Origin of the sequence: Archangium minus, assembly GCF_044360475.1 — a bacterium.
Taxonomy (GTDB): Bacteria; Myxococcota; Myxococcia; order Myxococcales; family Myxococcaceae; genus Archangium; species Archangium minus.
Window position 1 is genome coordinate 439,420 of record NZ_CP043494.1, and the last position, 25,299, is coordinate 464,718.

At 68.8% G+C, this 25,299-nt stretch carries 22 protein-coding genes and 1 pseudogene; 13 read left to right on the forward strand and 10 right to left on the reverse strand.

Features of this window, described 5'->3' with window-relative positions:
• Positions 1-61 precede the first annotated feature (61 nt).
• From F0U60_RS01910 to F0U60_RS01965, 12 genes are all read left to right on the forward strand, one after another.
• Complete coding sequence (locus F0U60_RS01910; protein WP_395813302.1) at positions 62-1,405, forward strand: AHH domain-containing protein; 1,344 nt, start codon at positions 62-64, stop codon at positions 1,403-1,405.
• A gap of 35 nt (positions 1,406-1,440) precedes the next feature.
• The gene (locus F0U60_RS01915) at positions 1,441-1,980 is read left to right on the forward strand and encodes an imm11 family protein (protein ID WP_395813304.1); all 540 of its coding nucleotides are present in this window, start codon (positions 1,441-1,443) and stop codon (positions 1,978-1,980) included.
• Positions 1,981-1,995: 15 nt separating this feature from the next.
• The gene (locus F0U60_RS01920) at positions 1,996-2,727 is read left to right on the forward strand and encodes a M90 family metallopeptidase (protein ID WP_395813306.1); all 732 of its coding nucleotides are present in this window, start codon (positions 1,996-1,998) and stop codon (positions 2,725-2,727) included.
• Positions 2,728-2,950: 223 nt separating this feature from the next.
• On the forward strand, positions 2,951-3,460 hold the full coding sequence (locus tag F0U60_RS01925; protein ID WP_395813308.1) for a PTS sugar transporter subunit IIA: 510 nt from the start codon (positions 2,951-2,953) through the stop codon (positions 3,458-3,460).
• A gap of 206 nt (positions 3,461-3,666) precedes the next feature.
• Positions 3,667-3,879: a hypothetical protein gene (locus tag F0U60_RS01930; protein ID WP_395813310.1), complete on the forward strand. Its 213-nt coding sequence runs from the start codon at positions 3,667-3,669 to the stop codon at positions 3,877-3,879.
• A 113-nt stretch (positions 3,880-3,992) separates the two neighbouring features.
• Entirely contained in the window at positions 3,993-4,082 is a 90-nt protein-coding gene (kdpF, locus tag F0U60_RS01935) for a K(+)-transporting ATPase subunit F (protein WP_203409167.1), read from the forward strand.
• Between the two features lie 10 nt (positions 4,083-4,092).
• The gene (gene kdpA, locus F0U60_RS01940; RefSeq protein WP_395813312.1) at positions 4,093-5,814 is read left to right on the forward strand and encodes a potassium-transporting ATPase subunit KdpA; all 1,722 of its coding nucleotides are present in this window, start codon (positions 4,093-4,095) and stop codon (positions 5,812-5,814) included.
• Positions 5,815-5,816: 2 nt separating this feature from the next.
• A complete protein-coding gene (gene kdpB / locus F0U60_RS01945) occupies positions 5,817-7,877 on the forward strand; it encodes a potassium-transporting ATPase subunit KdpB (RefSeq protein ID WP_395813314.1) in 2,061 nt (686 codons plus the stop codon).
• A 14-nt stretch (positions 7,878-7,891) separates the two neighbouring features.
• Positions 7,892-8,506 (forward strand): potassium-transporting ATPase subunit KdpC, encoded by a 615-nt coding sequence (kdpC, locus tag F0U60_RS01950; protein WP_395813316.1) that lies wholly within the window; start codon positions 7,892-7,894, stop codon positions 8,504-8,506.
• Positions 8,506-9,663, forward strand: a complete 1,158-nt coding sequence (locus tag F0U60_RS01955; protein WP_395813318.1) for a sensor protein KdpD — start codon at positions 8,506-8,508, stop codon at positions 9,661-9,663. The genes kdpC and F0U60_RS01955 overlap by 1 nt, the downstream gene beginning before the upstream one ends.
• Complete coding sequence (locus tag F0U60_RS01960) at positions 9,660-11,501, forward strand: ATP-binding protein (RefSeq protein WP_395813320.1); 1,842 nt, start codon at positions 9,660-9,662, stop codon at positions 11,499-11,501. The genes F0U60_RS01955 and F0U60_RS01960 overlap by 4 nt, the downstream gene beginning before the upstream one ends.
• A gap of 169 nt (positions 11,502-11,670) precedes the next feature.
• Entirely contained in the window at positions 11,671-12,348 is a 678-nt protein-coding gene (locus F0U60_RS01965; RefSeq protein ID WP_395813322.1) for a hypothetical protein, read from the forward strand.
• Positions 12,349-12,594: 246 nt separating this feature from the next.
• Here the strand turns inward: F0U60_RS01965 and F0U60_RS01970 are convergent, their stop codons facing one another.
• The 3 genes from F0U60_RS01970 to F0U60_RS01980 form a co-directional block, all read right to left on the reverse strand.
• A complete protein-coding gene (locus tag F0U60_RS01970) occupies positions 12,595-13,041 on the reverse strand; it encodes a helix-turn-helix domain-containing protein (RefSeq protein WP_395813324.1) in 447 nt (148 codons plus the stop codon).
• Positions 13,042-13,166: 125 nt separating this feature from the next.
• Positions 13,167-14,561, reverse strand: a complete 1,395-nt coding sequence (locus F0U60_RS01975; RefSeq protein ID WP_395813326.1) for a sigma-54-dependent transcriptional regulator — start codon at positions 14,559-14,561, stop codon at positions 13,167-13,169.
• Between the two features lie 3 nt (positions 14,562-14,564).
• Positions 14,565-15,305, reverse strand: a complete 741-nt coding sequence (locus tag F0U60_RS01980) for a GNAT family N-acetyltransferase (protein WP_395813328.1) — start codon at positions 15,303-15,305, stop codon at positions 14,565-14,567.
• A gap of 279 nt (positions 15,306-15,584) precedes the next feature.
• Here F0U60_RS01980 and F0U60_RS01985 point away from each other — a divergent pair, with 279 nt between their 5' ends.
• The gene (locus F0U60_RS01985) at positions 15,585-17,225 is read left to right on the forward strand and encodes a methyl-accepting chemotaxis protein (RefSeq protein ID WP_395813330.1); all 1,641 of its coding nucleotides are present in this window, start codon (positions 15,585-15,587) and stop codon (positions 17,223-17,225) included.
• A 2-nt stretch (positions 17,226-17,227) separates the two neighbouring features.
• Here F0U60_RS01985 and F0U60_RS01990 read toward each other — a convergent pair whose 3' ends face one another.
• The 7 genes and pseudogenes from F0U60_RS01990 to F0U60_RS02020 all read right to left on the reverse strand — a co-directional run bounded on the left by F0U60_RS01990 (position 17,228) and on the right by F0U60_RS02020 (position 25,187).
• Positions 17,228-19,840 carry a GAF domain-containing protein gene (locus F0U60_RS01990; RefSeq protein ID WP_395813332.1) on the reverse strand — a complete coding sequence of 871 codons (2,613 nt, stop codon included), beginning with the start codon at positions 19,838-19,840 and terminating at the stop codon, positions 17,228-17,230.
• A gap of 72 nt (positions 19,841-19,912) precedes the next feature.
• Positions 19,913-20,160, reverse strand: a pseudogene (locus tag F0U60_RS01995) (DUF3703 domain-containing protein).
• On the reverse strand, positions 20,099-21,055 hold the full coding sequence (locus F0U60_RS02000) for a sulfite exporter TauE/SafE family protein (protein ID WP_395813334.1): 957 nt from the start codon (positions 21,053-21,055) through the stop codon (positions 20,099-20,101). The pseudogene F0U60_RS01995 and the gene F0U60_RS02000 overlap by 62 nt, the downstream one beginning before the upstream one ends.
• On the reverse strand, positions 21,052-21,672 hold the full coding sequence (locus F0U60_RS02005) for a rhodanese-like domain-containing protein (RefSeq protein ID WP_395813336.1): 621 nt from the start codon (positions 21,670-21,672) through the stop codon (positions 21,052-21,054). Before F0U60_RS02005 ends, F0U60_RS02000 begins: the two co-directional genes overlap by 4 nt.
• A gap of 28 nt (positions 21,673-21,700) precedes the next feature.
• Positions 21,701-22,399 carry an MBL fold metallo-hydrolase gene (locus tag F0U60_RS02010; RefSeq protein WP_395813338.1) on the reverse strand — a complete coding sequence of 233 codons (699 nt, stop codon included), beginning with the start codon at positions 22,397-22,399 and terminating at the stop codon, positions 21,701-21,703.
• Between the two features lie 144 nt (positions 22,400-22,543).
• Positions 22,544-23,896, reverse strand: a complete 1,353-nt coding sequence (locus tag F0U60_RS02015; RefSeq protein WP_395813340.1) for a sigma-54 interaction domain-containing protein — start codon at positions 23,894-23,896, stop codon at positions 22,544-22,546.
• A 13-nt stretch (positions 23,897-23,909) separates the two neighbouring features.
• Complete coding sequence (locus F0U60_RS02020; protein ID WP_395813342.1) at positions 23,910-25,187, reverse strand: FAD-dependent oxidoreductase; 1,278 nt, start codon at positions 25,185-25,187, stop codon at positions 23,910-23,912.
• Positions 25,188-25,299: the final 112 nt, after the last annotated feature.

A 25,299-nucleotide genomic window follows, 5' to 3' on the forward strand; every position in this document is an offset into this window, starting at 1 on the left:
CCCTCCTTGGGAGGAGGAGCGCGCTTCTCCGGGCAGGAACAGAGGAGTAGGGTGGAACGACATGACCGCTCATGTCGTGCTCTCCCTCTGTGTGTTGTTGGTGGCACTCCCGGCCCGGGCAGGCCCGTACGACCTTCCGGCGCTGGAGGTCGTGAGGGTGCGCGAGCACCTTGAGCCCGTTCATGGCCGAGCGCTCCTGCTCGGCTTCAAGCGCCTCCCGCCAGAGCTGGCCCTGGCCCAGCTCACCGTCGAGGACGCACGCGCCTTTGTGGCGGAGCTGGAGGCGGCATTCGAGGCGCCGCGAGCAGGGCCACGTCATCTGGCAAGACTTTCGAGGTGTGGGCTAAGCCCGATCCTCTCGCCCTGTCCACCGGGGAAGTCGCGAGCCTCCGAGCTGGAGCGCAGGCTGCGTGCAAGCCATGAGGAGATTTTCGGGGCCGCCTCGCTGCCACTGCCCGACTCGCTGGAGGACAGCCGGTGGTTTCAGGCGCTCAAGCTCTCGCCGCGTTACATGGGCGAGGGGGTGCGCGAGGCTGCGATGGAGCTGCTCGGCTCGCCCACGGTCGCGTATTCCGTGGCCCTGTCCATGATGCTCTACATGATGGCGTGGGCGGCGCCGGAGCCCGTCTTTTCCAAGGCGTTGGCCGCAGCAGTCACCCTCGGGCTGATGCTGACCTATACGGCGGCGGAGCTCTACGCCGTGGGGATGGCCTGCCTGACGCTGTACCGGGAGGCGGAAGCGGCGAGGACGAAGGCGCAGTTGGAGGCGGTGGCTGAACGCTTCGGGAAGGCGCTCGGGGGAGTGGGGCTCCGGGTGCTGGTGACAGTGGCGGGGGCGAAGCTGGCCAGGGGCCTGCCCGAGGTGCCCAAGGGAGGCATGTGGGCGCGCCTGTCGCCTCCACGCTTCGTTTTGGCGGGAGGTGTGAAGGTGGGGGCGAAGGCCCGTGCACAGGTGAGCGTGGCCAATGGCACGGTGGTGCTCATGGGCGTGTCCGCGGGTACGACGGGCGCCGCGGTGGCCTCAGCGAGTACTTTGGCCAGGACAACGGGGGCCTGTCGGGATGCTTCGGACAAGGGCGATGCCAAGGGCCACCACATCGCCACCGACAAGAACGATGTCTCCGATGCCAGCGGTGGTCCGTGGACGCCACGGTTCAAGGACCTTTTCGACCGAGCGGGGATGAGCCTCGATGATCCCGCGAACATCGTTCATCTCATCGGTCATGTAGGGCCCCATCCCGAGGAGTACCATCAGAAGGTCTACGAGCGGTTGCAGCTCGCGCTGGGTCAATGTGGGACGAAAGCGGAATGCCGGAGTAGGCTCACGGCGGAACTCGATCAGCTCGCGGCTGATATCTGTAAACCCGGTTCGAGGCTCAACAAGCTCGCGACGAGGAAGCCATGAGTGCTCGAACCAGGTATTTCGCGCTGCGGGACGACATGCGCATTCCCGGCCGCTGGCATCTGAGGAGCCCTGTTGATGCGCAGGGGCAGTTGCTCGAGCCCTGGCCATTCACGGAGGGGCTCGCTCTCGATACGAAGAGGGTGATTCATTTCCCTGTGAATCCATCTGGCTCCGCGCTTGATTTCACTCTGGCTTCTTTTTCGATTCCTGTCGTCAACGGCCGGGTCGCCTCTCTTCTCGAACAGTTGGGGGTGGTGACGTCTGAGGTGCAGCTCATTCCGGCTGTGGTGGAGGGGCAGTCTGAGCCCTATTTCGTTCTCAATACCCTGCAAGTCATCCGCTGCATCGACGATGCCCGTTGCGACGAGGTGCTGTACTGGCTCCCGGAGGACAATCGCCCGGACAAGGAAGGCCAGTACCGGGATGTCAGTGGTTTGAGGGTGGACCCTGAAAAGATCGGAGATGCCAACGTCTTCCGCCCCTGGGGCTGGACCGTCATCCTCATCGTCTCCGAGCGCGTCAAGCTGGCCATGGAGCGCGAGGGGCTCACCGGCCCCAGGTTCGTTGAAGTCTGAGCTACCCTCGCGTCCATGTCCGGCCTCTTCCGCACCCTGCGCCGCCGCCGTCTGCTGCGCCGTCCGTTTCCTTCCGAGTGGCTCGGCTTCCTGGAGCAACGCGTCCCCTTCTTCCGCGAGCTCACTTCGCCCCTGCGCGAGCACTTCCTCGAGCAACTCAAGGTCTTCGCCTGGGAGAAGGAGTTCATCGGCGCCGGCGGCTTCTCCATCACCGAGGAGGTGCGTGCGGTGGTGTCGGCCACGGCCGTACGCCTGGTGCTGCACCTGGACCTCTCCTATTACGACCGGCTGCGTGAGGTCATTGTCTACCCGGATGCCTTCCGGATTCCGGACCGCACTGGCGTGGTGCTCGGCGAGGCGAAGAACTGGGGCACCGTCATCCTTTCATGGCAGTCCGTGCTGGCGGGGCTGAGCAACCCCCATGATGGCCACTCCACCGCCACGCACGAGTTCGCCCATGTCCTGGACCGGGAGGACGGCGCCTTCGACGGCACGCCCCAGCTGCGTCGCTACTCGCACTACCAGGCGTGGGCCTCGGTCATGGGCGAGCACTTCCTCAAGCTGCGCCAGGGCCGGCGTCTCGAGCGTCAGGTGCTGGACGACTACGGCGCCCTCAACGAGGCTGAGTTCTTCGCCGTGGCCACCGAGTCCTTCTTCGAGAAGCCCCTTCAGATGCGCGAGAAGACGCCCGACCTCTACGCCGAGCTGAAGCGCTTCTACGGTGGAGACCCAACGTCCGGAATGTAGGAACACCAACGAGCAAACGGAACGCTCGGGTTGCTGCTCGCTTCGGGGCCGTGCGGGTGCGCCAGCGGACAGCGGAACACGGTGGGACGTTTCCTCGGAACGGTGGGGGTTGCCGATGCGTCTCACCAGTCCGAGCATGTGCTGGAGAGCGCTCGATGGGGGGTTCTCTGCTCGAGCCGCTCGCGCATCGCGTCGCATGGCGTGCTCTCCTGGGAGGTGTGAGATGCGCTTCACCGATTACCTGTCGGAGGACTGCATCTGTCCGGACCTGAGGGTCCAGGACAAGGCGGGGGTGTTGCACGAGTTGGCCGGTCTGCTCGCGGCGAGGACGAAGGCCCCGCGGCAGATGCTCGAGGAGCAGCTCGCGGCTCGGGAGCGCATCTCCAGTACGGCCATTGGCGAGGGGGTGGCCATTCCCCATTGCCGCTTCGACCGGTTGCGGCAGATCACCGCCTGTGTCGCCGTGGACCCCGAGGGGGTGGACTTCGGCGCCCGGGATGGCAGGCCGGTGCGACTCTTCGTGACGCTCGCCTCGCCGACGCACGCGCCGGGTACGCACCTCAGCGTGCTCGCGCGCATCGCGGCGCTGCTGAGGGATGCTCGGTTGCGGCAGGCGCTGGTGGAGGCCGGCTCTCCCGCCGCCATCCGCGCGCTCCTGGTACAGGCCGAGGACGCCTACCTGGCCAGCCAGGCCCCTCGTCACGACGTCAGCCAGCACGCCAGTGGCCCCTGAACGGTTGCACCTCCGTTCACGCCTGTTTCCTCACCCTCCCTCCGTGGGAGCGCGGCCATCTTTCAGGACGCAGGGGCGGGTGAGGGGTCATCGTGCAGGTTGCAACCGCGAGGGGAGACCCTGACGCGTAACCCCGCGGAATTTGAAGAGGTGGTGGACCCGGGTCCTGGTACAGCGGGTGCTCTAGCGAGGGGGACGAGGTGCTCATGTCCCTTCTCTCGCTCCCCTGCTTGCTCTCTTCCGCGCTGCCCGGCCAGTCCGAGCCGCCCGCGCCGGCGTCCTCCTCTGTCCTCGAGTCGCTCGTCCTCAACCTGGCCAGCCTGGGCGTGAGCCTGGAGCCGGAGCCGGTGGACCTGCGCGCGCTGGTGGGCATTGGCACCGCGATGGAGGTGGTGCACGGCGCCGAGGCCTTCTTCTAACCCGGAGCAACCCTCACATGGACCTCGTCCTCGTGCTCGTCACCGTCGGTTTCTTCGCGCTCGCGTGGGCCTACACCCACGGCTGCGAGCGCCTCTGAAAGGCAAGCCGTCCCATGAGCTTCGAATACGTCGCCGGCGCCGCGCTCGCGGTGCTGCTCACCGTCTACCTCGTCTACGCCCTGCTGCGGCCAGAGCGCTTCTAGGGGCCTCGCCATGACTCTCATTGGTTGGTTGCAGATCGTTCTGTTCTTCGCGCTGGTGCTCGCGGTGACGAAGCCGCTGGGCACGTACCTCTTTCACGTCTTCGAGGCGCCTACCCAGCCCCTGCCGAAGGTGCTCGGACCGGTGGAGCACCTGTTTCTCGCCTTGTGCGGCGGCAAGGACGCGCGACGAGAGCAGACGTGGAGCCAGTACGCCCTCGCGCTGCTGGCCTTCAGCCTCTTCGGGATGCTCGGTACCTACGCCATTCAACGGTTGCAGCATGTGCTGCCGCTCAACCCCCAGGGCCTGCCGGCCGTGGGGCCGGAGTTGGCCTTCAACACGGCCGCCAGCTTCACCACCAACACCAACTGGCAGTCCTACGCGGGTGAGTCCACCCTGAGCTACTTCAGCCAGATGGTGGGGCTGGCCTGGCACAACTTCACCTCCGCGGCGGCGGGGATGGGCGTGGCGCTGGCGCTCGCGCGTGGCTTCACCCGGCGCCCCGGCCCCGAGGGGCAGAAGACGCTGGGCAACTTCTGGGTGGACCTCGTCCGCGCCACGCTCTACGTGCTGCTGCCCCTGTGCGTCGTCTACGCGCTCTTCCTGGTGTCGCAGGGCGTGCTGCAGAACTTCGCGCCGTACCTGGAACTGACCACGCTGGAGGGCGTGAAGCAGACGCTCGCCATGGGTCCGGTGGCCTCGCAGGAGGCCATCAAGATGCTGGGCACCAACGGCGGCGGCTTCTTCAACGCCAACAGCGCTCATCCCTTCGAGAACCCCACGCCGCTCACCAACCTGGTGCAGATGCTCTCCATCTTCGCCATCCCCGCGGCCCTCACGTACACGTATGGGAAGATGGCGAGGGACACGAAGCAGGGCTGGGCCCTCTTCGCCGCCATGAGCCTCCTCTTCTTCGTGGGCGTGACCGCGGCCTACGCCGCTGAGTCCCAGGCCAACCCCGCCGTGGCCGCCGCACAGGTGGCGCAGAACGGGAACATGGAGGGCAAGGAGGCTCGCTTCGGCATCTCCGCCTCGGCCCTCTTCGCCACCGTCACCACGGATGCGTCCTGTGGCGCGGTCAATGCCATGCACGACAGCTTCACCGCGCTCGGGGGACTGGTGCCCCTGGTGAACATGCAGCTCGGCGAGGTCATCTTCGGCGGCGTGGGCGCGGGCCTCTACGGCATCCTCGTTATGGTGGTGCTCGCCGTCTTCATCGCTGGCCTCATGGTGGGCCGCACCCCCGAGTACCTGGGCAAGAAGATCGAAGCGAAGGAGATGAAGCTCGCCATGCTGTACGTGCTCATCTTCCCGCTCGTCATCCTCGGGATGAGCGCGGTGGCGGTGGTGATTCCCCAGGGCGTGTCCTCGCTCAACAACGCGGGGCCGCATGGCCTGTCGGAAATCCTGTATGCCTTCACCAGCGGCGCGGGCAACAACGGCAGCGCCTTCGCCGGGCTCAACGCCAACACGCCCTTCTGGAACATCTCCCTGGGCATGGCCATGCTCGCCGGGCGCTTCCTGATGATCATCCCGGTGCTGGCCATTGCTGGCTCCATGGTGGGCAAGAAGGTGGTGCCTCCGGGTCCTGGGACCTTCCCCACGAACGGCGCGCTCTTCACCGGGCTGCTCGTGTGCGTGGTCGTCATTGTCGGCGCGCTCACCTTCTTCCCCGCGCTCTCTCTCGGCCCCATCGTCGAGCACTCCCTCGGCCAGGCCGGAAAGGTGTTTTGATCATGGCTTCCCCTTCCGCGAAGCCGGCCTCGCTCTTCGAGCCGGCGCTCCTCAAGCAGGCCTCCCTGGACAGTCTGCGCAAGCTGCACCCCCGGGACGTGGCCAGGAATCCAGTGATGTTCGTGGTGTGGGCCGGCAGCCTGCTCACCACGGTGCTGGTGGTGAAGGACCTCGTCACGCCCGGGCCGGTGGCCACGCCCACGTGGTTCACCGTCTCGGTGATGCTGTGGCTGTGGTTCACCGTGCTCTTCGCCAACTTCGCCGAGGCGGTGGCCGAGGGCCGCGGCAAGGCCCAGGCGGGCGCCCTGCGCAAGATGCGCAAGGACACCCTGGCCCGGCGTCTGGTGGATGGGAAGGAGGAGCGCGTCCCGGCCCCCAGCCTGCGCAAGGACGACCTCGTGGTGTGCGAGGCGGGTGACACCATCCCCGGTGACGGCGAGGTGGTGGAGGGCATCGCCAGCGTGGACGAGTCCGCCATCACCGGCGAGTCCGCCCCTGTCATCCGTGAGTCGGGCGGCGATCGCTCCTCCGTCACCGGCGGTACGAAGGTGCTCTCCGATCGCATCGTGGTGCGCATCACCGCGGACCCCGGCGAGTCCTTCCTGGACCGGATGATTGGCCTGGTGGAGGGCGCCGCGCGCCAGAAGACGCCCAACGAGGTGGCGCTGCACATCCTCCTGGTGGGCCTCACCCTCGTCTTCCTGTTGGCGTGTGTGTCGCTGGTGCCGATGGCGCTCTACTCGGGCGTGAAGCTGTCGGGCACGGCGGTGGTGGCGCTGCTGGTGTGTCTGATTCCGACGACGATCGGCGGCCTGCTGTCTGCCATTGGCATCGCCGGCATGGATCGGCTGCTGCGCAAGAACGTGCTGGCCATGAGCGGTCGCGCGGTGGAGGCCGCGGGCGACGTGGACACGCTGCTGCTGGACAAGACGGGCACCATCACCCTGGGCAACCGCATGGCCACGGAGCTGCTGCCCCTGCCGGGCGTACGGCTGGAGGAGCTGGCCGAGGCCTCGCAGCTCGCGAGCCTCGCGGATGAGACGCCCGAGGGCCGCTCCATCGTCGTGCTGGTGAAGGACACCTACCGGATGCGTCCGCGTGAGCTCCAGGCGCACCATGCCACCTTCGTGCCCTTCACCGCGCAGACGCGCATGAGCGGTTGCGACCTCGTGGAGCCGCACCCGCGCAGCATCCGCAAGGGCGCGGTGGACGCCGTCATCCAGTACGTGGAGGCCCAGGGCGGCAGCGTCCCGTCCGAGCTGCGCGAGACGGCGGCGCGCATCGGTGACCAGGGCGGCACGCCGCTGGCGGTGGCCGAGGGGGCGCGCGTGCTGGGCATCATCCACCTCAAGGACGTGGTGAAGGGCGGCATCAAGGAGCGCTTCGACCGCTTCCGCGCCATGGGCATCCGCACGGTGATGATTACGGGCGACAACCCGCGCACCGCGGGGGCCATCGCCCGCGAGGCCGGTGTGGACGACTTCCTCGCCGAGGCCACCCCCGAGGCCAAGCTGGCCCTCATTCGCGCCGAGCAGGCCAAGGGCAAGCTGGTGGCCATGACGGGGGATGGCACCAACGATGCTCCCGCGCTCGCTCAAGCCGACGTGGGCGTGGCGATGAACACCGGCACCCAGGCCGCCAAGGAGGCCGGCAACATGGTGGACCTGGACTCCAATCCCACCAAGCTGCTCGAGGTGGTGGAGGTGGGCAAGCAGTTGCTCATGACGCGCGGCACGCTCACCACCTTCTCCATCGCCAATGACGTGGCCAAGTACTTCGCCATCCTCCCCGCGCTCTTCATGGGCGTGTTCCCGGAGATTGCCCCCCTCAACGTCATGGGCCTGTCCTCGCCCTACAGCGCCATCCTCTCCGCCGTCATCTTCAACGCGCTCATCATCATCGCCCTCATCCCCCTGGCCCTGCGCGGCGTGCGCTACCGGCCCCTCGGCGCGGCGGCGCTCCTGCGGCGCAGCCTCCTGCTCTACGGGGTGGGCGGCGTCATCGTTCCCTTCCTCGGCATCAAGGTCATCGACGTGTTGCTCACCGCCGTGGGCCTGGTCTGAAAGGAATCACCTTCATGGTCTCCACACTCGTCACCGCCCTGCGTGCCTGCCTCGTCACCCTGGTGCTCACAGGCGTGCTCTATCCGCTGACCGTCACCGGCCTGTCCCAGGTGCTCTTCCCCGACGAGGCCAATGGCTCGCTCGTCTCGCGCGAGAAGGGCCAGGTGGTGGGCAGTGCTCTCATCAGCCAGGGCTTCTCGCGGGCCGGTTACTTCCAACCGCGCCCGTCTGCGGCCGGCAATGGACATGACGCCACTGCCTCCTCGGGCAGCAACCTGGGCCCCACCTCCCAGAAGCTGCGCGAGCGGGCCGTGTCCGACGCCGAGCGCCTGCGCCAGGAGAACCCGGATGCCTCGGGCCCCGTGCCCGCTGAGCTCGTCACCGCGTCCGGCTCGGGGTTGGATCCGCACCTGTCTCCCGAGGCCGTGCGCTGGCAGGTGCCCCGCGTGGCCCGCGCTCGCCATGTGGACTCCCAGCGCATCCTCGCCGTGGTAGAGGCGAACACCGAGGGCCGTACCTTCGGCATCCTCGGAGAGCCTCGCGTGAACGTGCTCCTGCTCAATCTGGCGTTGGACCGTCAATTCGGCGAAGCCTCCCATCCGGTGCACACGATGTCGGGAGGGCACTGATGGCGAGGGGGCGCGCCGAGGACTTCCTCGAGTTGGTCGAGCGCGGCCGGCGCGGGCGACTGAAGCTGTACATCGGCTTCGCCGCCGGCGTGGGAAAGACGTACCGCATGCTCGAGGAGTCGCACGCGCTCCGCCAACGTGGAGTGGATGTGGTGCTCGGCTTCATCGAGACCCACGGCCGCGCCGAAACCCAGGCGCTCGTCGCGGGGCTGGAGGTGGTGCCTCGCAAGGTCTTCACCTACCGCGACGTCTCCGTGGAGGAGATGGACCTGGACGCGGTGCTGGCGCGCAAGCCCCAGGTGGCCGTGGTGGACGAGCTGGCTCACACCAATGTTCCTCTTGCGCGTCATCGCAAGCGCTACCAGGACGTGGAGGCGCTGCTGGCCGCCGGCATCAACGTCATCGGCGCCTTCAACGTGCAGCACCTGGAGAGCCTCAATGATCTCATCGAGCGCGCCACCGGCATCCGCGTGCGCGAGACGCTCCCCGACAGCTTCTTGAAGAGCGCGGACCAGGTGGTGAACCTGGACCTGGCGGTGGAGGACCTGCACGAGCGGCTCGAGGCGGGGAAAATCTATGCGCCGGACAAGGTGCGGCACGCGCTGGAGGGCTTCTTCCGCCAGGAGAACCTGTCCACCCTGCGCGAGCTGGCGCTTCGCGAGGTGGCCGAGAGCCTGGACCGGGCCACGGGTACTCGGGCCCGTCCAGGCGGGGAGCCGCAGCAGAAGGGCGGGAGCTGGGGCCGGGTGATGGTGGCGCTCAGCAGCAACCCACCGCACGCGGCCACGCTCCTGCGTCGCGGCTCGCGCATGGCGGGGCGGCTCAACACCGACTGGTTCGTCGTCTACGTGGAGACGCCCCATGAGGCCCCGCACCTCATCGACGCCGAGGCCCAGCGCCATCTGCTGGGCAATATCGAGCTGGCGAAGGAGCTGGGCGCGGAGGTGGTGCGGTTGAAGGGGACGGATCCCGTGGTGGCGTTGCTGGACTTCGCCCGCTCCCACGGGGTGGGTCACATCATCGTGGGCCGCTCGCGCCAGCCTTGGTGGAAGCGGGTGCTGGGGCACGCCTCGGACGTGCGGCTGCTGCGTGAGGGCGAGGGCTTCGACCTCCACGTGGTGTCCTTCGAGTCGCCGCAGGAGGAGCGCCGGCCATGACCCTTCGCAACAAGCTGCTCCTGGCGCAGGTGCCGCTGGCGCTCGCGCTGCTGCTGCTCGGCGTACTGGGCGTCAGCACGCTCGGGAGGTTGGGGCGCGCGGGGCAGGAGATCCTCGCCGACAACTACCGCAGCGTGCTGGCCATGCAGCGCATCATCGAGCACCTGGAGCGCATGGACAGTGCCGCCCTCTTCATCGTCGTGGACGAGCGGCGGCGGGGTCTGGAGCTGGCGGATGCGCACCTCCAGCCGCTCGAGGCGGAGCTGAAGGTGCAGGAGAACAACATCACCGAGTCCGGCGAGGCCGAGGCCACCTCCCAGCTGCGGCGGGCCTGGGCTCGCTACCGCTCCGCGTACGAGGCCTTCGCCACCGCGGAGACGCCCGAGGCCCGGCGCTCGGCCTACTTCGACGCGCTGGCACCGGCCTTCCGCGAGGCCAAGGGGGCCACCCAGGTCATCCTCGCGCTCAATCAGGACTCCATGGTGGGAAAGAGCGACGCCCTGCGGCGGCAGAGCCGGCAGGTGAATACGCTCATGGTGTTGGCGGTGGTGGCGGCGCTGGTGGGCGGCTTCCTCGCCTCGGCGTCGCTCACCCAGCGGGCGCTGCGGCCGGTGTCCGTGCTCTCGCAGGCGGTGCAGCGACTGGGGCAGGGAGACCTGGCCACGCGCGCGGTGGTGGAAGGGCGGGATGAGATCGCCCAGCTCGCCCGGGACTTCAACGGCATGGCGGAGGCACTGCTGCAATACCGGCAGAGCTCGTTGGGAGAGCTGCTCCAGGCCCAGGCCTCCTCCCAGGCCGCCATCGACAGTCTGCCGGATCCGGTGGTGGTGTTCGGCCTGGACGGGAGCGTGCTCAACATCAACCACGCCGCGGAGGAGGTGCTGCGGTTGTCGCTGGAGGGTGGTGGCGCGCTGGGTCAGGTGTCTCCCGAGGTGCGTGAGGTGCTGGAGCGGGTGCGCTCGCACGTCCTGGGAGGCAAGGGGCCCTACCTGCCTCGGGGCTATGAGGAGTCGGTGCGGCTGGAGGGCCCGGATGCGGACCGGTGGCTGCTACCACGTGGCAGCCCGGTGTACGGCGAGGGCGGGGGCGTGGTGGGGGCGACCGTCATCCTCCAGGACGTGACGCGGTTGCGCCGCTTCGACGAGCTGAAGAACGACCTGGTGGCCACGGTGGCGCACGAGTTCCGCACGCCGCTCACCTCGCTGCGCATGGCCATCCACCTGTGCCTGGAGGAGGTAGCGGGCCCCATCACGCCCAAACAGGCGGACCTGTTGTTCGCGGCGCGCGAGGACTGCGAGCGTTTGCAAGGCATTGTGGATGACTTGTTGGATTTGTCGAAGCTGCAATCGGGGCGGTTGAAGCTGGAGGTGAGGCCGGTCTCCACGGAGGAGGTGCTGGAGTCGGCCCTGGCCCCGCACCGGGCGGTGGCGGACGAGCGAGGCGTGCGGCTGTCCTCGGAGTGCGGGCTGGAGCTGGCGCGGGTGGAGGCGGACCCCGAGCGGTTGCAGTTGGTGCTGTCCAACCTGGTGGCCAACGCCGTGCGGCACACGTCACGTGGGGGCGAGGTGGTGGTGAGGGCTCGGCACGACGGGGCGCGGGTTCGCTTCGAGGTGGCGGACACGGGCGAGGGCATCGCACCGGAGCACCAGCAGCGCATCTTCGAGAAGTTCTTCCGAGTCCCAGGTGCGAACAGTGGAGGCGCGGGGCTGGGATTGTCCATCGCTCAGGAGATCGTCCAGGCGCATGGCGGGGAGATAGGTCTCTCCAGCCAGCCCGGACAGGGGAGCACCTTCTGGTTCACCCTGCCGGGCTCTGCGCGCGAGGAAGGACAGGGCTGAGTGACAGCGTGTCATGCGCGCCCGGAGTGAACGCGGGCCATTCTGTCAGTCCTGGGATGCGCGAGAGGGGTGCTCTCCCTCGGAGAGTGCTCGTGGCATGTGCGCTGCAATCGTTCGCTGCATGCCGTTGGCCGGACGGTGAATGGGAGCGAATGAGATGCGGACGTGGATGCGTTGGACTGTGTGTGTCGTTGCCGTGGGGCTGGGACTGGTGCCGATGACGAGTCGGGCTCAGGAGGCCGTGGAGCTCGAGGACGCGAAGGGGGAGCGGCGCACGTTGGTGATGGCTCTGCCGATGTCGGGTCTATCGGAGCAGGTGGGGGTCGGCGTGGAGCAAGCGATAGGCTCTCACGTGGCGCTCGCGGGAGCGGCGAAGGCCTGGGGGTCATCATCCGTGGGCAATGAAACCTACCTTCCCTCGGGGCTCGACCTCTCCAGCCATAACTGGGGTGTGGGGGTGGATGCGGGCGTGCACTTCTACGTCACCGGCCATGCCCCGGAGGGCTTCTGGGTGGGGCCGCACGTCGAGATGTCGATGTCCCGCCATTCCGCTGAGAACCTGCTCTTCCCCATGTGGGAGGTCCCGGATAAGGACGATGTCTACGTTTTGAGCTCACGGACGGTCGAGTACGGAGGGAGCGCGCGTGTGGGCTATACCGCCATCGTGGGCCCTGGATTGACCGTCCAGGTGGGCGTGGGCCTCGCGGCGCTCACGAGCCGCACCGCGAACTTCCGTCTGAAGAACGAGGGGAGCCTGGGTGGCCTCGCGGGCGGTCTGGGTCTGCCCTCCCTGCGAAGCTGGTCGGTGGCTCCTCGCATGACGGTGGGTCTGGGCTGGGCGTTCTAATCGCCGACTCACTCGCCGAGCTCGCTCCGTATGAGCCGTGCGAACTCCGGCACTGTCTTTGCGAGCCCATTGAGGAGTTGAGAAATCTCCATGGGGGGACGTCGCAGTGCCGCGGCTTGTTTCCTCAAGAGTGTCAGCATCCCGGAGGGCTCCAGGTCGAACAGATTGACCAGGAACTCGTCCGGGTGCTGCGCCTCGATGCTGGGAGCGACGACAGGGACACCCTAACTGTACCTACCTCGGAGGTCAACTACACTGGGAGTAACCGCCGAAGTCCTGACTCATCTGCGAGAGCTCGTCCAGGTCCGCCTGCCGCTGGGCATCCCGCTTCCTCTTGTAGGTGAGGAGATCGTTGATTCGGATGCGCCGGTGTTTCCCCGTCTTGCTGTAGGGAATGACGCCCTGGTCGAGCAGCCGGACGAGGTACTGGCGGGACACGTTGAGCAGGTCCGCCGCCTGTTGCGAAGTGAGCTCCTTGTGCACCGGCACCACCGTCACGGCGTCCCCACGGGCCAGCACGGTGACCACCTGATGCAGAAGGTGGAAGACGGGCTCGGGTAGCTCGAGGGTTTCTCCCCCGGGGCCAATCAGCTTGGGGCGTTGGACCCGCTTCGCTTCCATGAGGCGGGCGAGCTCGACGACCTCGGCCAATGCGTGCTCGGACGCTGAGACCGGGCTTGCTGCATCCATCATGTCCGGCGTGTGGGCTCTGCGAGAGCGTGGCATGGGATGAATGTACGAATATTCGTCCCAAACGCAACCACCTGAAAGGTTGCTCCCTCGGCTGGGGAGACACTGGGCGCGGTGCCTTCACCCGCTCACTCCGTGCCGCTCGGGCCCGCCGTCTCGTACTTCTTGCGCTTGCGCCAGAGCGTGGATGCGTCGATGCCGAGGATGTGGGCGGCCTCGTCCAGCGTGGGCACGCTCGCCATCACCCGGAGGATGTGCTCGCGCTCTACCTCCTCCAGCGTGTGTGGCCCGCCCAGCGCCACCCCCGATCCCGTCGCCACGGCGATCCGCTCCGGAAAGGCCTGCGGCTCCAGCACCTCCGCCGGCCAGACGATGAGCGCCCGCTCCAGGGCGTTGCGCAGCTCGCGCACGTTGCCCGGCCACGCGTAGGCCCTCAGCATCTTCTCCGTCGCCGGGGACAGCTCCGGCGCCGGCCGCTGCGCCGCTCGCGCGAAGAAGGCCACGAAGCGCCGCGCCAGCGGGAGGATGTCCTCGGGCCGCTCCCGCAGCGCCGGCAGCTTCACCTCGATGACGTTGAGCCGGTAGAGCAGATCCTCCCGGAAGTGCCCCTCGGCCACCGCCTTCTCCAGGTCTCGGTTGGTCGCCGTTACTACCCGCACGTCCGCTCGGCGCGTGCGTCCCTCGCCCAGGCGCTCGAACTGCTTCTCCTGGAGGAAGCGCAGCAGCTGTGCCTGCGGCCCGGGGCTCATCTCCGCCACTTCGTCCAGGAAGAGCGTGCCGCCCTCGGCCTGCTCCACCCGGCCCGGCTGGTCCCTCACCGCGCCCGTGAAGGCCCCGCGCACGTGGCCGAAGAGCTCGCTCACCAGCAGTTGCTCGGACAGGGTGGGGCAGTTGACGGTGACGAAGGGCCGGCGGCGCCGCGCGCTCAGCGAGTGCAGCACCCGCGCGAGCACCCCCTTGCCCGTTCCGCTCTCCCCGCGCAGCAGCACCGCCGCGTCCGACGCCGCCGCCCGGGTGATGAGCGCGAGGGCCGCGTGCATCGCGGGAGACGCCGTCTCCAGGGTGGCCTCGGGCACGGACTGCGCGAGCTGGCCCTCCAGGTTGCCCAACTGCGAGCTCAGCTCCCGGTGCGCCCGCGTCTTCTCCACGAGGTGGCGTATCTGCGCGGGCGTGAAGGGCTTGGGGAGGTAGTCGCGCGCCCCGCGCTTCATCGCCTCCACCGCCGTGTCGAACGTGGCGTAGGCGGTGATGAGGACGACGTCCAGGGTGGGGGACTCGGCGAGCAGGCGGGGCAGCAGCTCCAACCCGCTCGAGGTGCCCAGGCGGAGGTCCACGAAGGCCAGGTCGGCCGGAGCCTGGGCGAGCGCGGCGAGCGCGGCGTCGGGCGTGGCGGCCTCGCGCACCTCACAGCCGAGCCCTTCCAGGCACATGCGCAGCGTGGTGCGGATGTTCCGCTCGTCATCCACCACCAGCACCCGCATGGGGCGGGGCTCCACCACGGGCGCGACAGGTCCGGCCTCCATGTCCTACTCCGTGTCCGGCTCGGGCGCGTCCTTGACGGGCACGATGGCGGTCTTCTTCCGCGGACCCCCGGCGGCGCCGCGGGGAGCCCGGGGCTTCTTGCCGAGCAGCGCTGGGCCACTGACCTCTTCGGGCATGAGGCCCGTGGTGGGGGTGCCCTCGGTCCGCGCGGTGCGGGGCTTGATGCGGCGCGGGGGCAGCAGGTCCGGCTCGCCGGGCACCTTCTGGGCGAGGAAGATGGCGGCGTCCAGCTTGTAGAAGTTACGGGCCCGGTACCAGGAGAGCGCGGACTCGTTGTTCTCGGCCACCTCGAGCACCAGGTGGGTGCAGCCCCGGGTGCGCGCCAGGTGCTGGAGCTGCTCCATGATGAAGCTGCCCACGCCTCGGCCCTGGTAGTCCGGGTGCACGGCGAGCTCCTCGACGAAGAGGGGCCGCATGCCGCGCTTCTCGAACCAGCGCGGGTTCACCCAGTTGTCGTCACCCGTGGCCTCGAAGGCGCACTCGGAGTAGCCGACAATCTCCCCGTTCACCTCGTAGACGAGCTGCTCTATCCACTCCGAGGAATACACCTCGAGGAAGCGCCGCTTGGAGCGGGGCCGTTGGTACTCCACCGTCTCCCGGTTGACGTCCCGGAAGACGAGCTTGAGGAACTCCCAGGCCCGGTTGAGATCGCGCCGGTGGATGCGCCGTACACGCACCTCCAGCGTGTCCTTCTTCTTGCGCGAGGGAGGTTTCGTCTCACTCATAGACCTCCAGTCCTAGCCGACTCGGAGGCACGATGCCCGAGGAACCGTACGAGACTTCCCACTGCCCACCATTGAGCCGAGTGCTGTCCCCGGAGGTCAGCGACCGGCCGGGCGGGAGGGCGTCCCCAAGTCTGGTGGGGGTCAACCACACCCCGGGGGTGAGGGGGAACCAGACGGGCAGTGGGTCGGCGGGCGTCAGGGGAGCGCATCCGGTATCCTGCTGTCCTCGCGGTGGACACCCGCCACCGTCGTAGGCGTGCGGAGCCGCCCGGCCCGCGGATGAAGGAGAGTCATGTCCAGGCGTTGCTCGCCCCGTGTCAGGGGGGGACGATGACGTTCAAGCAGAAGGTCACGCTCCTGCCAGTGGTGGCCACCCTCTTCCTCCTGGCCATCCTCCTGTTGTCACTGCGGGTCGGTCAGGACGCCGCGCGGCTGGGCGTGCGCATGGTCGACGGGTACACGCCGGTGCTCGCCTCGGTGCGCAGCCTGGATTCGCTGGCGGCCGCGCTCAAGTGGGACCTGCGCGATGCGTACCAGGCGCGGGATGTGTCCCGGTTGGGGCTGATGCAGAAGCGGGCCGCGGACTTCCTGGCGGAGCTGTCGCACGGGGAGCAGAACCCGGTGATGGAGGCCTCGCGGCTCCAGTCGCTGCGGGAGGCCTTCGACATGTTCTGGCTCGAGGGCCATCGTGCCGTGGAGCTGGCGGCTCGGGGGGAGCCGGGCTCGGAGGCGGCTTTCCTCCTGGCCCTGGAGCGCTACGCGACGCTGCAGCAGTTGCTGCGCGGTACGGGTGAATGGGCCCAGGCCGGACTGGAGCAGTCCTTCGACGAGATACGCGTGATGCAGCGGTGGCGGCAGGGGTGGGTCCTCTCCCTGGTGGTGCTGTGCATCCTCTCCCTGGGGTTGCTCTCGGTCTGGTTGGTGCGGGGCGTGGTGGGGCCGCTCGCTCGGCTCACGGAGGTGACCACGCGCATCGCCACCGAGGGAGACCTCACGCAGCGAATCAACGTGGACTCTCGGGACGAGCTCGGGCAGTTGGCGCGTGGCATCGAGGCGCTGGTGACGCGGCTGCGCACTGTGCCCGTGACGCTGCAGAGCACGGTGGACGAGCTGACGCAGGCGGCGGCGCGGCTCACCGAGGCCAGTCAGCGGCAGCTCGCGTTCCTCAGCCACCAGTCGCGCAGCCTGTCCGAGGCGGGCACGACGATGACGGAGATTGCCCAGACGTCGAACCTGGCGGCGAGCCGGGCGGAGATGGTGTTGAAGGTCGCGGCGCAGGCGGATGCCTTCAGTGCGTCGGGGCGCAACTCCATTGAGAGCAGTGCGCAGGGGTTGCAGCAGCTCCGCGCGCGTGTGGAGGCGTTGATGCGCAGCGTGGCGCACCTGTCCGAGCAGGCGGCCCGCGCGGGAGAGATCATCGGCAGCGTGCGCGACCTGGCGGACCAATCGAACGTGCTGGCGCTCAACGCGTCCATCGAGGCGGCGCGCGCGGGCGAGGAGGGGCGGGGCTTCGCGGTGGTGGCGCGGGAGATGCGGGCGCTGAGCGGCCAGTCCGTGCAGAGCACGCAGCGCATCGGAAAGATATTGCTGGAGATCAACCATGCCATTCGGCGCGCGGTGTCCATCGCCGAGCAGGACAGCCAGCAGATGGAGGCGGGGATTACGCAGGTGCTGACGTCGGCGGACCGGCTGCGGGAGATCACCACGGTGGTGCACGAGAGCAGCCAGGCGGCCAAGCAGATCGTCTCCTCGGTGACGCAGCAGAACACGGGCATCGCGCAGATGACCGAGGTGATGACGACGCTCTCGCAGATGATGGGCGACGTGGTGGAGTCGACGATGAACGCGGAGGAGGCGGTGGTGCAGGTGAATGCCTCGCTGGAGCGGCTGAAGCAGGTGGCTGCCAGCTTCCGCGTTTGAGCTCAGCCGGAACCCCGTGACGGGGTGCTCTTTCGGGGCAGCCGCACGGTGAAGGTGGTGCCTTCCGTGTCGGTGGAGCGCACGGTGAGGGTGCCTCCGTGGGCCTGGACGATCTGCTGGGAGATGTAGAGGCCCAGCCCCAGCCCTGACGAGGGTTGCCGGGTGCTCTCCTCCGAGCCCCGCCGGAAGGGCTCGAAGACGTGCGGGAGCAGCTCCGGTGGGATGGGCGGGCCCTGGTTGTGCACGTCGATGCGGACTTCCTCTTCCTCCTGTTGGAGCACGAACTCCACCGGCGTGTCCTCGGGGCTGTAGTCGAGCGCGTTCGCGCCCAGGTTGCCGAGCGCCTGCGCGAGCCGATCCGGATCCCACTCGCCCTGGAGCTCCCCCTTCGCCTTCAGCCGCAGCTGTCGCCCGGGGTGGCCGGCCTCTAGCTCGTCCACCACATGCCGGCACAGGGGGGACAGGTGGGTGGGCCGCGGGGTGACGGGGATGCCTCCGCCCAGCCGCCCGCGTGTGAAGTCGAGCAGGTCGGCGATCATCCGCGACATCCGCTCGGCGCTGGTGGTGATGCGCTGGATGGATTTCATCTGCCGCTCGGGGATGCCCTCGGCGCGGATGAGGGCGTTGGCGGACAGGAGGATGGCGTTGAGGGGGTTGCGCAGGTCGTGGCTGACGATGCCGAGGAAGCGCTCTCGGAACTCCGCCGCCCGGCGCAGTTCCTCCTCGGCCCGTTTGCGCTCGGTGATCTCCACCACGACGCCGCCGATTCCCAGGTTGGTGCCATCCACGTCCCGTATCGGGTAGTAGCTCACCAGCCAGTGGTGCAGCACTCCTGGGGTCGAGGGCGTCTCCCCCGTCACCTCCATGTCCACCAGGGACTGGCCTGTCTCCAGGACCCGGCGGAAGAGCGGCTCCAGGGTGGGGGCGAGCTCTGGCAGCACCTCCCGTACACGGCGCCCGAGGTGCTCGGCCACGGGCAGGCCGTTCATCTCCGCCAGACGCTCGCTGAGGCGCACGTAGCGCATCTCGGTGTCCCAGAAGCCGAGGCCCACCGGCGCCGTGTTCATCAACAAGTTGAGCCGCGCCAGGGCCAGCTGCGACTCGGCGCGGGCCTGCTGCTCGGCGTCGTAGAGGCGCCCGCGCTCCAGGGCCTGGGCACACTGCCCGGCGAGCACGAGCAGGTAGTCCCGCTCCTCTTTGCTGAAGGTGTGCCGCTCGTGGAAGCTCAGCCCGAGCGCCCCGAGCGCACGGCCCTCCACCAGCAGGGGCAGGGTGGCGAAGGCATTGTAGTGCTGCATCGCCGGGTCCTCCGCCCACTGCGGATAGTCCGCCAGGAAGGCCTCCCTCGTTTCGTAGAGGACGGGGGCTCTCGTGCGCACCGCCTGGCTGAACATCACCGGTGCGTCCGCCGGGAAGCGCACCCAGTGGCGTGTCACCTCCTCGGGGTAGTCCGTGTTCACCCGCATCTCGAAATACCGGCCGTCCGGCGAGAGCAGGCCCATGGAGCCGCCCGCGGCCCCCAAGGCCCGCACGGTCTTCTCCACCACCACCCGGGCCGCCTCGTCCGTGGTGAGCACCCGCGACAGGGCATCCGTCACCTCCTGGAGTCGCGCCGTGCGTACTTCCTGGGCACGGATGCGCGCCAGCACCCGCTCGGACTCCTCCCGCGCCTGTCGCTCGCGGGTGGCGAGCTGCGCTTGGACGATGAGGCCCGTGGCCCGGCTCACCATGGTCCGGAAGAGGAGCTTGTCCTCATTGGAGAACTCGAAGGCCGTGAGGCTGCCCATGTGGGCCACCCCGATGACCTCGTCTTCGTGCAGCAGCGGCACCCCATAGAGGGCACGTGTCCCTCGGGCTCGCAGGGTGGGGCTCTTCACCAGCGGATCCGTCGCCGCCGAGCGCACCTCAAGTGGGCGCCGCTCGGAGGCGATGAGCCCGGCGAAGCCCTCGCCGACCTTGAGGTGGAAGCCGCAGGCCGCGCCCTCGGCGATTCCCACCGCGGCGCGCTCCCAAAGCATGTCCCCCTCGCGCAGCAGCAGGGTGACGGCGTCCACCGAGCCGGTGCACTCCAGGATGATGCGCAGCAGCCGGGGGAGGAAGGTGTCCAGGTCCTCCGTCCCCAGTGCCGCCTCGGAGAGGCGATCGAGCGCCACCAGGGTTCGCTCACGCGTCCGGGCGTAGCAGGACACCGCAGCGGACACGGCCTCGTCGAACATCTGGTTGAAGCACCGCACCTCGCGCAGCATGACCGCGAGCTCCCCTACGCCCACCTGCTCGGCGTGGGCCTCATAGCGCCGGAGGACACAGGCGCGCAGCAGGGCGTACTCGTGGGCCACCTGCTCCAGGTCGTAACCCACCTCGAGCCGCTCCAGCGCATGCCTCTCGGGCAGTTGATCCAACGTCTCGTGCTCGCCGGTGTGGATCGTCTCCACCAGGGCCGCCACCTTGTCGAGCATCTCTGGCAGGTGGTCGAGCAGCCGAGGGCGGGAGAGGCCCTGGGGTGAGGCGCAGGCGCGGACCTCCTGCTCCCACTCCGCCAGGATGTGGGGCTGGTTTTCCCGGATGAAGTCGCACAGGCGCGTCCTGCCCTGCGACTCAAGCTCGCGCTGGGACATGGCCCTAAGATGCGGACGCCCCTTGATGACGGGAGGGCGGGTGATGGCTCCAGCGCCTGCTCGCCCGCTCCCTCAAGCTTCTAGGAGGGCCCTCAGGTCCTCGGGGATGGGCATGGGCGTGAGGATGCACACGTTGGCGCCCCCGGTGTTGCCGAGCGGGGCCCGGCATACGCCTGGCTCAGGATGTGGGCCCGCTCCAGGTGACGCCACGCTCGCGGCAGCTCACCGTCCCGCTCCGCTGCGGTGGCCTGGCGCAGCTCAGCCTCGAAGGCGTCGCGCAGCGTCGATTTCATCGGCATGACTTCCTCGCTTCTTCTCATGCCGGGCCGCCACTCCGAGACCCCGGAACAGCAGCGTGTAGGGCACGGCCACGGCCCCTACAATGCCCAGGAGCCCCAGCCAGGGCCACGGCGTCGCGAGCAGCGGCGTGACGTACTCCTTCACCTCGGGAGGTAACTGCGCCACGAGCAAGAAGCAGGCGACGCCGAGCACGAACACGCCGAACCCCTTGCGCAGCATGGCCGGGGAGACGCGCTCCGCCAGTCGCCCGCCGAGGAAGCTGCCCGTGACGGCGGTGCCTATGACGGCGGCGGTGAGTCCCCACGGCAGGTGGACATGGCCCAGGTGCCCGAGCAGTCCCGCGAAGCACTGGAGCGAGATGACGACCAGCGAGGTGGCCATGGCGACCTGCGTTGGCAGCCCCACCAGCACGAGCGCGGGCACGATGAGGAAGCCGCCTCCCGCGCCCACCAGCCCCGAGAGCACCCCCACGGCAAGGCCTTGGGCGAGCACGCGCGGCACGGGGATGTTGGTGGGCGTCTGCTCTCCGACGGTCTTCGTGCCCTCGGGCGCGGCCAGGGCCTCCTTGCGTCGCAGCATGGCCACGGCGGCCGCCACCATGACGAGGGAGAAGAGCAGCAACAGCACTCCCGACGGCAGGAGCCGCGCCACGCGCCCGCCGAGGAATGCGCCCGACATGCCTCCCGCTCCGAAGATGAACGCGGTGCGCCAGCGCACCCGCCCGGCACGGGCATGCACCACCGCCGCCGAGGCGCTGGTGACCCCCACCACCAGCAGGGACATGGCGATGGCCAGCTTCGGCTCGACGCCGAGGACGTAGACCAGCAGGGGCACGGTGAGGATGGAACCGCCGCCTCCCAGCAGCCCCAGCGACACCCCGATGAGCAGCGAGGCGGCAATGCCGAGCACCATCATCCGGCTCGGGCCTCCGGGCGCGACACGGCCAGCAGGTCCCTGCACTCGCGCAGCACTCGCTCGAAGGCGCCCGAGTCCTTCACCGCCACCTGCCCAGCCGTCTGGAGCAGCTCGAGCACGGAGAGGAGCTGCACGTGCGTGGGCGAGCCACCGTGCGCCTTGAGCATCCCGTGCAGCGTTGTGGCGGGCACCCCGCCGCCCAGCTCCCGCATCCGCGCGAGCAGCGTGTCCAGCACGTCCGTCACCGCGAGCTGGGGCTCGGGCTCCGTGCGCACCACGGGCAGTCCCGCCTCGTTCCACGCGAGCATGCCCCCTCGTAGGTTCATCACCCGGGTGAAGCCCTTGCGCGCCAACTGCGCCGCCGCCCGGCCCGAGCGAGCTCCAGAGCGGCACACCACCACCAGCTCCGCCTCGCGTGGCCAGCGCTCGGCGGTCGCTTCCACCGTGCTCAGGGGGATGAGCTCCGCACCCGCGATGTGCCCGAGGATGCCGTTGAACTCGGACGGCTCCCGCACGTCCACCCGCCACGCCGAGTCCCCCGCCGCCGCCAGGGCCGTTACCTCCACATCCCGGTAGCCCTCCGCGCGCGGCGTCCCCTTCTCGTACAGTTCGCTCATGGTGTGTTCTCCCTGCGGTCGGGTGGCGTCACGCCGTGGCCTGGTTGACGGTCTTGCCGCAGGCGCGGTTCGCGGGCACCGCGATGTCCAGCTTCTTGGGCGGCGCCAGCTTGCGGTTGTTCATGAACTCGATGAACGCCTCGCGGCTCTTGCCCGCCAGTCGCGGGTTGTGCCGCTTCTCCTCGCCGATGGTGCTCATCATCTGGCCCGTGTAGTCGTGGCCCGGGTACACCTCGGTCTCGTCCGGCAGCGTGAAGAGCCTCCCGGTGATGGCGTCGTAGAGCTGGCCGGCGTTTCCGTTCTGGAAATCCGTGCGCCCACACGCCCGGATGAGCAGCGTGTCTCCCGTGAACAGCTTGTTGCCCACCAGGAAGCTCAGGCTGTCGTCCGTGTGCCCCGGCGTGGCGATGACCTGGATGCGCAGGCCCCCCAGTGTGAGCTCCTCTCCGTCCTTCACCTGGAGGTCCACGCACGGTGCTCCCGCAGGGCTGGCCGCCACCCGCGCTCCGGTCCGCTCGCGCAGCCGGCCCGCCCCCGTGACGTGGTCCGCATGCACATGCGTCTCCAGCACCAGCGTCAGGTTGAGGCCCAGCTCCGTGAGCAGCTGGAGGTCTCGCTCTACCTGCTCGAGCACTGGATCGATGAGCGCCGCTTCTCGCGTCGTCTCATCCGCGATGAGGTAGGTGTAGGTCCACGTCTCAGCGTCGAAGAGTTGTCGGAAGAGCATGGGGCAGGGCTGTGCTAGCGCCGTGCCAGCTTTCGCGACTGCTCGCGGAGGCACAGTGGCTCCCGAGATACCCTCACCCTGACCCTCTCCCGGAGGGAGAGGGGATTGGCACCGTGAAACGTTTCGTGAAACAGGTGAAACGGTCTACTGTTTCCCTGTTTCCCCCGCCGCTCGGAGCCGGCGCCAGAGCGTCACGCGGCTGATGCCCAGCTGCCGAGCCGCCTCCGTTCGGTTTCCTCCCGCCCTCGCCAACGCCGCCCTCAGCTCCTCCGGGTTGTGCTCCTTTCCCTCCGCGCTCGGGAGCTCCTGTGGCGGTGACTGCCGGGCTGTGGGCGCGGCGGCCCGTGGTGGGTGGGGCTCGGAGAATTCGGGGGGCAGGTCGGCCTCGTGCAGCACCGGGCCCTCGCCGATGACGTAGGCGTACTCCATCACGTTGCGCAGCTCGCGCACGTTGCCCGGCCAGCCGTGTGATTCCAGCAGCCGTCGGGCCCCTGGGGAGAAGCGCTCCACGTGCCGGGGGCCGTGTTGTTGCAACTCGTCCAGGAAACGTCGGGCCAGGGGCAGGATGTCCCCGCGGCGATCGCGCAGCGACGGCAGGAAGAGGGGCACCACGCGCAGCCGGTACATGAGGTCCGCGCGGAAGCGGCCTGCCTCTACCTCGCGCCGCAACGGCCGGTGCGTGGCCGCGACAATGCGCACGTTCACCGGCACCGGCGAGCGCCCTCCCACGGGGATGATGGTGCGCGTCTCCAGCACCCGCAGCAGCTTTCCCTGGAGCTCCAGGGGAATCTCCGCCACCTCGTCCAGGAAGAGCGTGCCCCCGTCCGCCAGGCGGAAGTGGCCCGGGCTGTCTCGCACTGCGCCGGTGAAGGCGCCTCGCACGTGGCCGAACAGCTCACTCTCCAGGAGGCTGGGCGGCAGGGCGGCGCAGTTGATGGCGCGGAAGGGGCCCTTGCGCCGCGTGGAGATGGCATGCAGCGCATTGGCCACCAGCTCCTTGCCCGTGCCGGACTCGCCTCGCACGAGCACGCTGGACTCGGTGCGCGCCACCTTCTCCACGATGCGGAAGAGGCGCTTCATCCCCGGGTCGCGCGTCCACATGCCGTGGAACGTCTCCTCCGTACCGCCCTCCGTGCCCTCGGTCTCCGTCTCCGCGCCGAGCAGCACCACCCACCCCAGCCGTCTGGCCCCCTGCTCCAGGGTGAGCGCCCGCACCTGCATCACGTGCACGCGCCCATCCGCGCGCAGCGTGGCCTCCACCTGGCGCCCCTGGGTGAGCAGCGCCTCGAGTCCCTTCGCGCCCTCGGTCAGGTTGAGCGCCTCCAGCAATGGCGTCCCCGGTCGGACGGAGGCGGGGCCCAGGCGCGTCTCCGCCTCGGGCGTGGCGACCATCACCCGCTGGTGGGCATCGACGAGGAGGACGGGGCCCGCGAGGGCCTCCAGGGCGGGGAGCACGAGCGGGGAACCGGCGGACAGCGTGGAGCGAGAGGTGGGCACACCCGCATGCTAACTAAGCCCGTCCGCGCAACATCAGCTTCCAATAGAGCTGCGGCAGGCCGTACTTCTTGAGCAGCCACATGTCCTTGCGCTCCTTGAGGGTGTCGATGAGCGGGATGCTGGGCGTGGGTTTGCCGTCGTAGTCGAACTCGGCGAGCAGCAGCCTGCCGTAGCCGGTGGTGAGCGGGCAGGACGCGTAGCCGTCGTACTTCGCGGTGGGGGCTCGGCCCGCCATGACGGCGAGCAGGTTCTCCACCAGCACGGGGGCCTGCTTGCGAATGGCCGCGCCGGTGCGCGAGGTGGGCAGGTCCGATGCATCCCCCAACGCGAAGACCTCCGGGTGGTCCGGGTGCTGCAACGTGTACTTGTTCGCCTTCACCCAGCCCTTGGTACCTCCGTCCTGCCAGGCCAGCGCGCTGCGCTTGATGAAGTCCGGGGCGCTCTGCGGCGGGCACACGTGGAGGATGTCGTAGGGGAGGACCACCTCCTCGGTGGCTCCGTCCGCCAGGGTGCGCGTGAAGACGGCCTCGTTCTTGTCGCCGCGGACCTCGGTGAGGTTGTGCTGGAAGCGCGTGTCGATGCCGTAGCGCTTCACCACCTGCTCCAGCACCGCCGCGTATTCCTTCACCCCGAAGATGGCCTTGCCCGCCGAGGCGAAGAGGACGTGCGACTTGTCCGTGAGGCCCTGCTTCCGGAAGTGGTCCGCGGCCAGGTACATGATCTTCTGCGGTGCCCCCGCGCACTTCACCGGCGTGGACGGGTGCGTGAAGAGGGCCGTGCCACCCTGGAACGCGCGAATCATGTCCCACGTCTTCGGCGCATAGCGCACGTCGTAGTTGCTGGAGACGTTGGGCCGCTGCTCCAGCGCCTCGCGCAGGCCCTTCACCTTGTCCCAGTCGAGCTGGATGCCGGGCGCCACCACGAGGAAGTCGTACTCGATGCGCTTGCCACCCCGGGTGCTCACCACGCGGGCAACCGGGTCCACCTCCTCGGCCCAGTCTTGAATCCACGTCACGCCCCGAGGGATGTAGCTCGCCTCGTCGCGCACGGTGTCCTCGACGCGGGCCTCGCCTGCGCCCACCAGCGTCCAGAGCGGCTGGTAGTAGTGGTGCGTGCTGGGCTCGAGGATGGCCACGTCCTTCTGCCCGGCGTGCGCCAGGCGGGCCGCCACGGAGATGCCCGCTGTTCCTCCTCCGATGATGAGGACCCGGTGCCGCTCGGTCCCCGGAACCCGAGCCACCGGTACCATCACGGGATCCCTGCACACCTGCTCGGTCACCACTTCACTCATCGCGGCCTCCCGCCCCCAAGGGGCAGCCCATGTTTCGTGAAACACCCGACTCCCTCTCACTGGAGCCCAGTGGGTTTCACGCGGATTTGTGCAGTCCTCGTGCCAGCGTCCG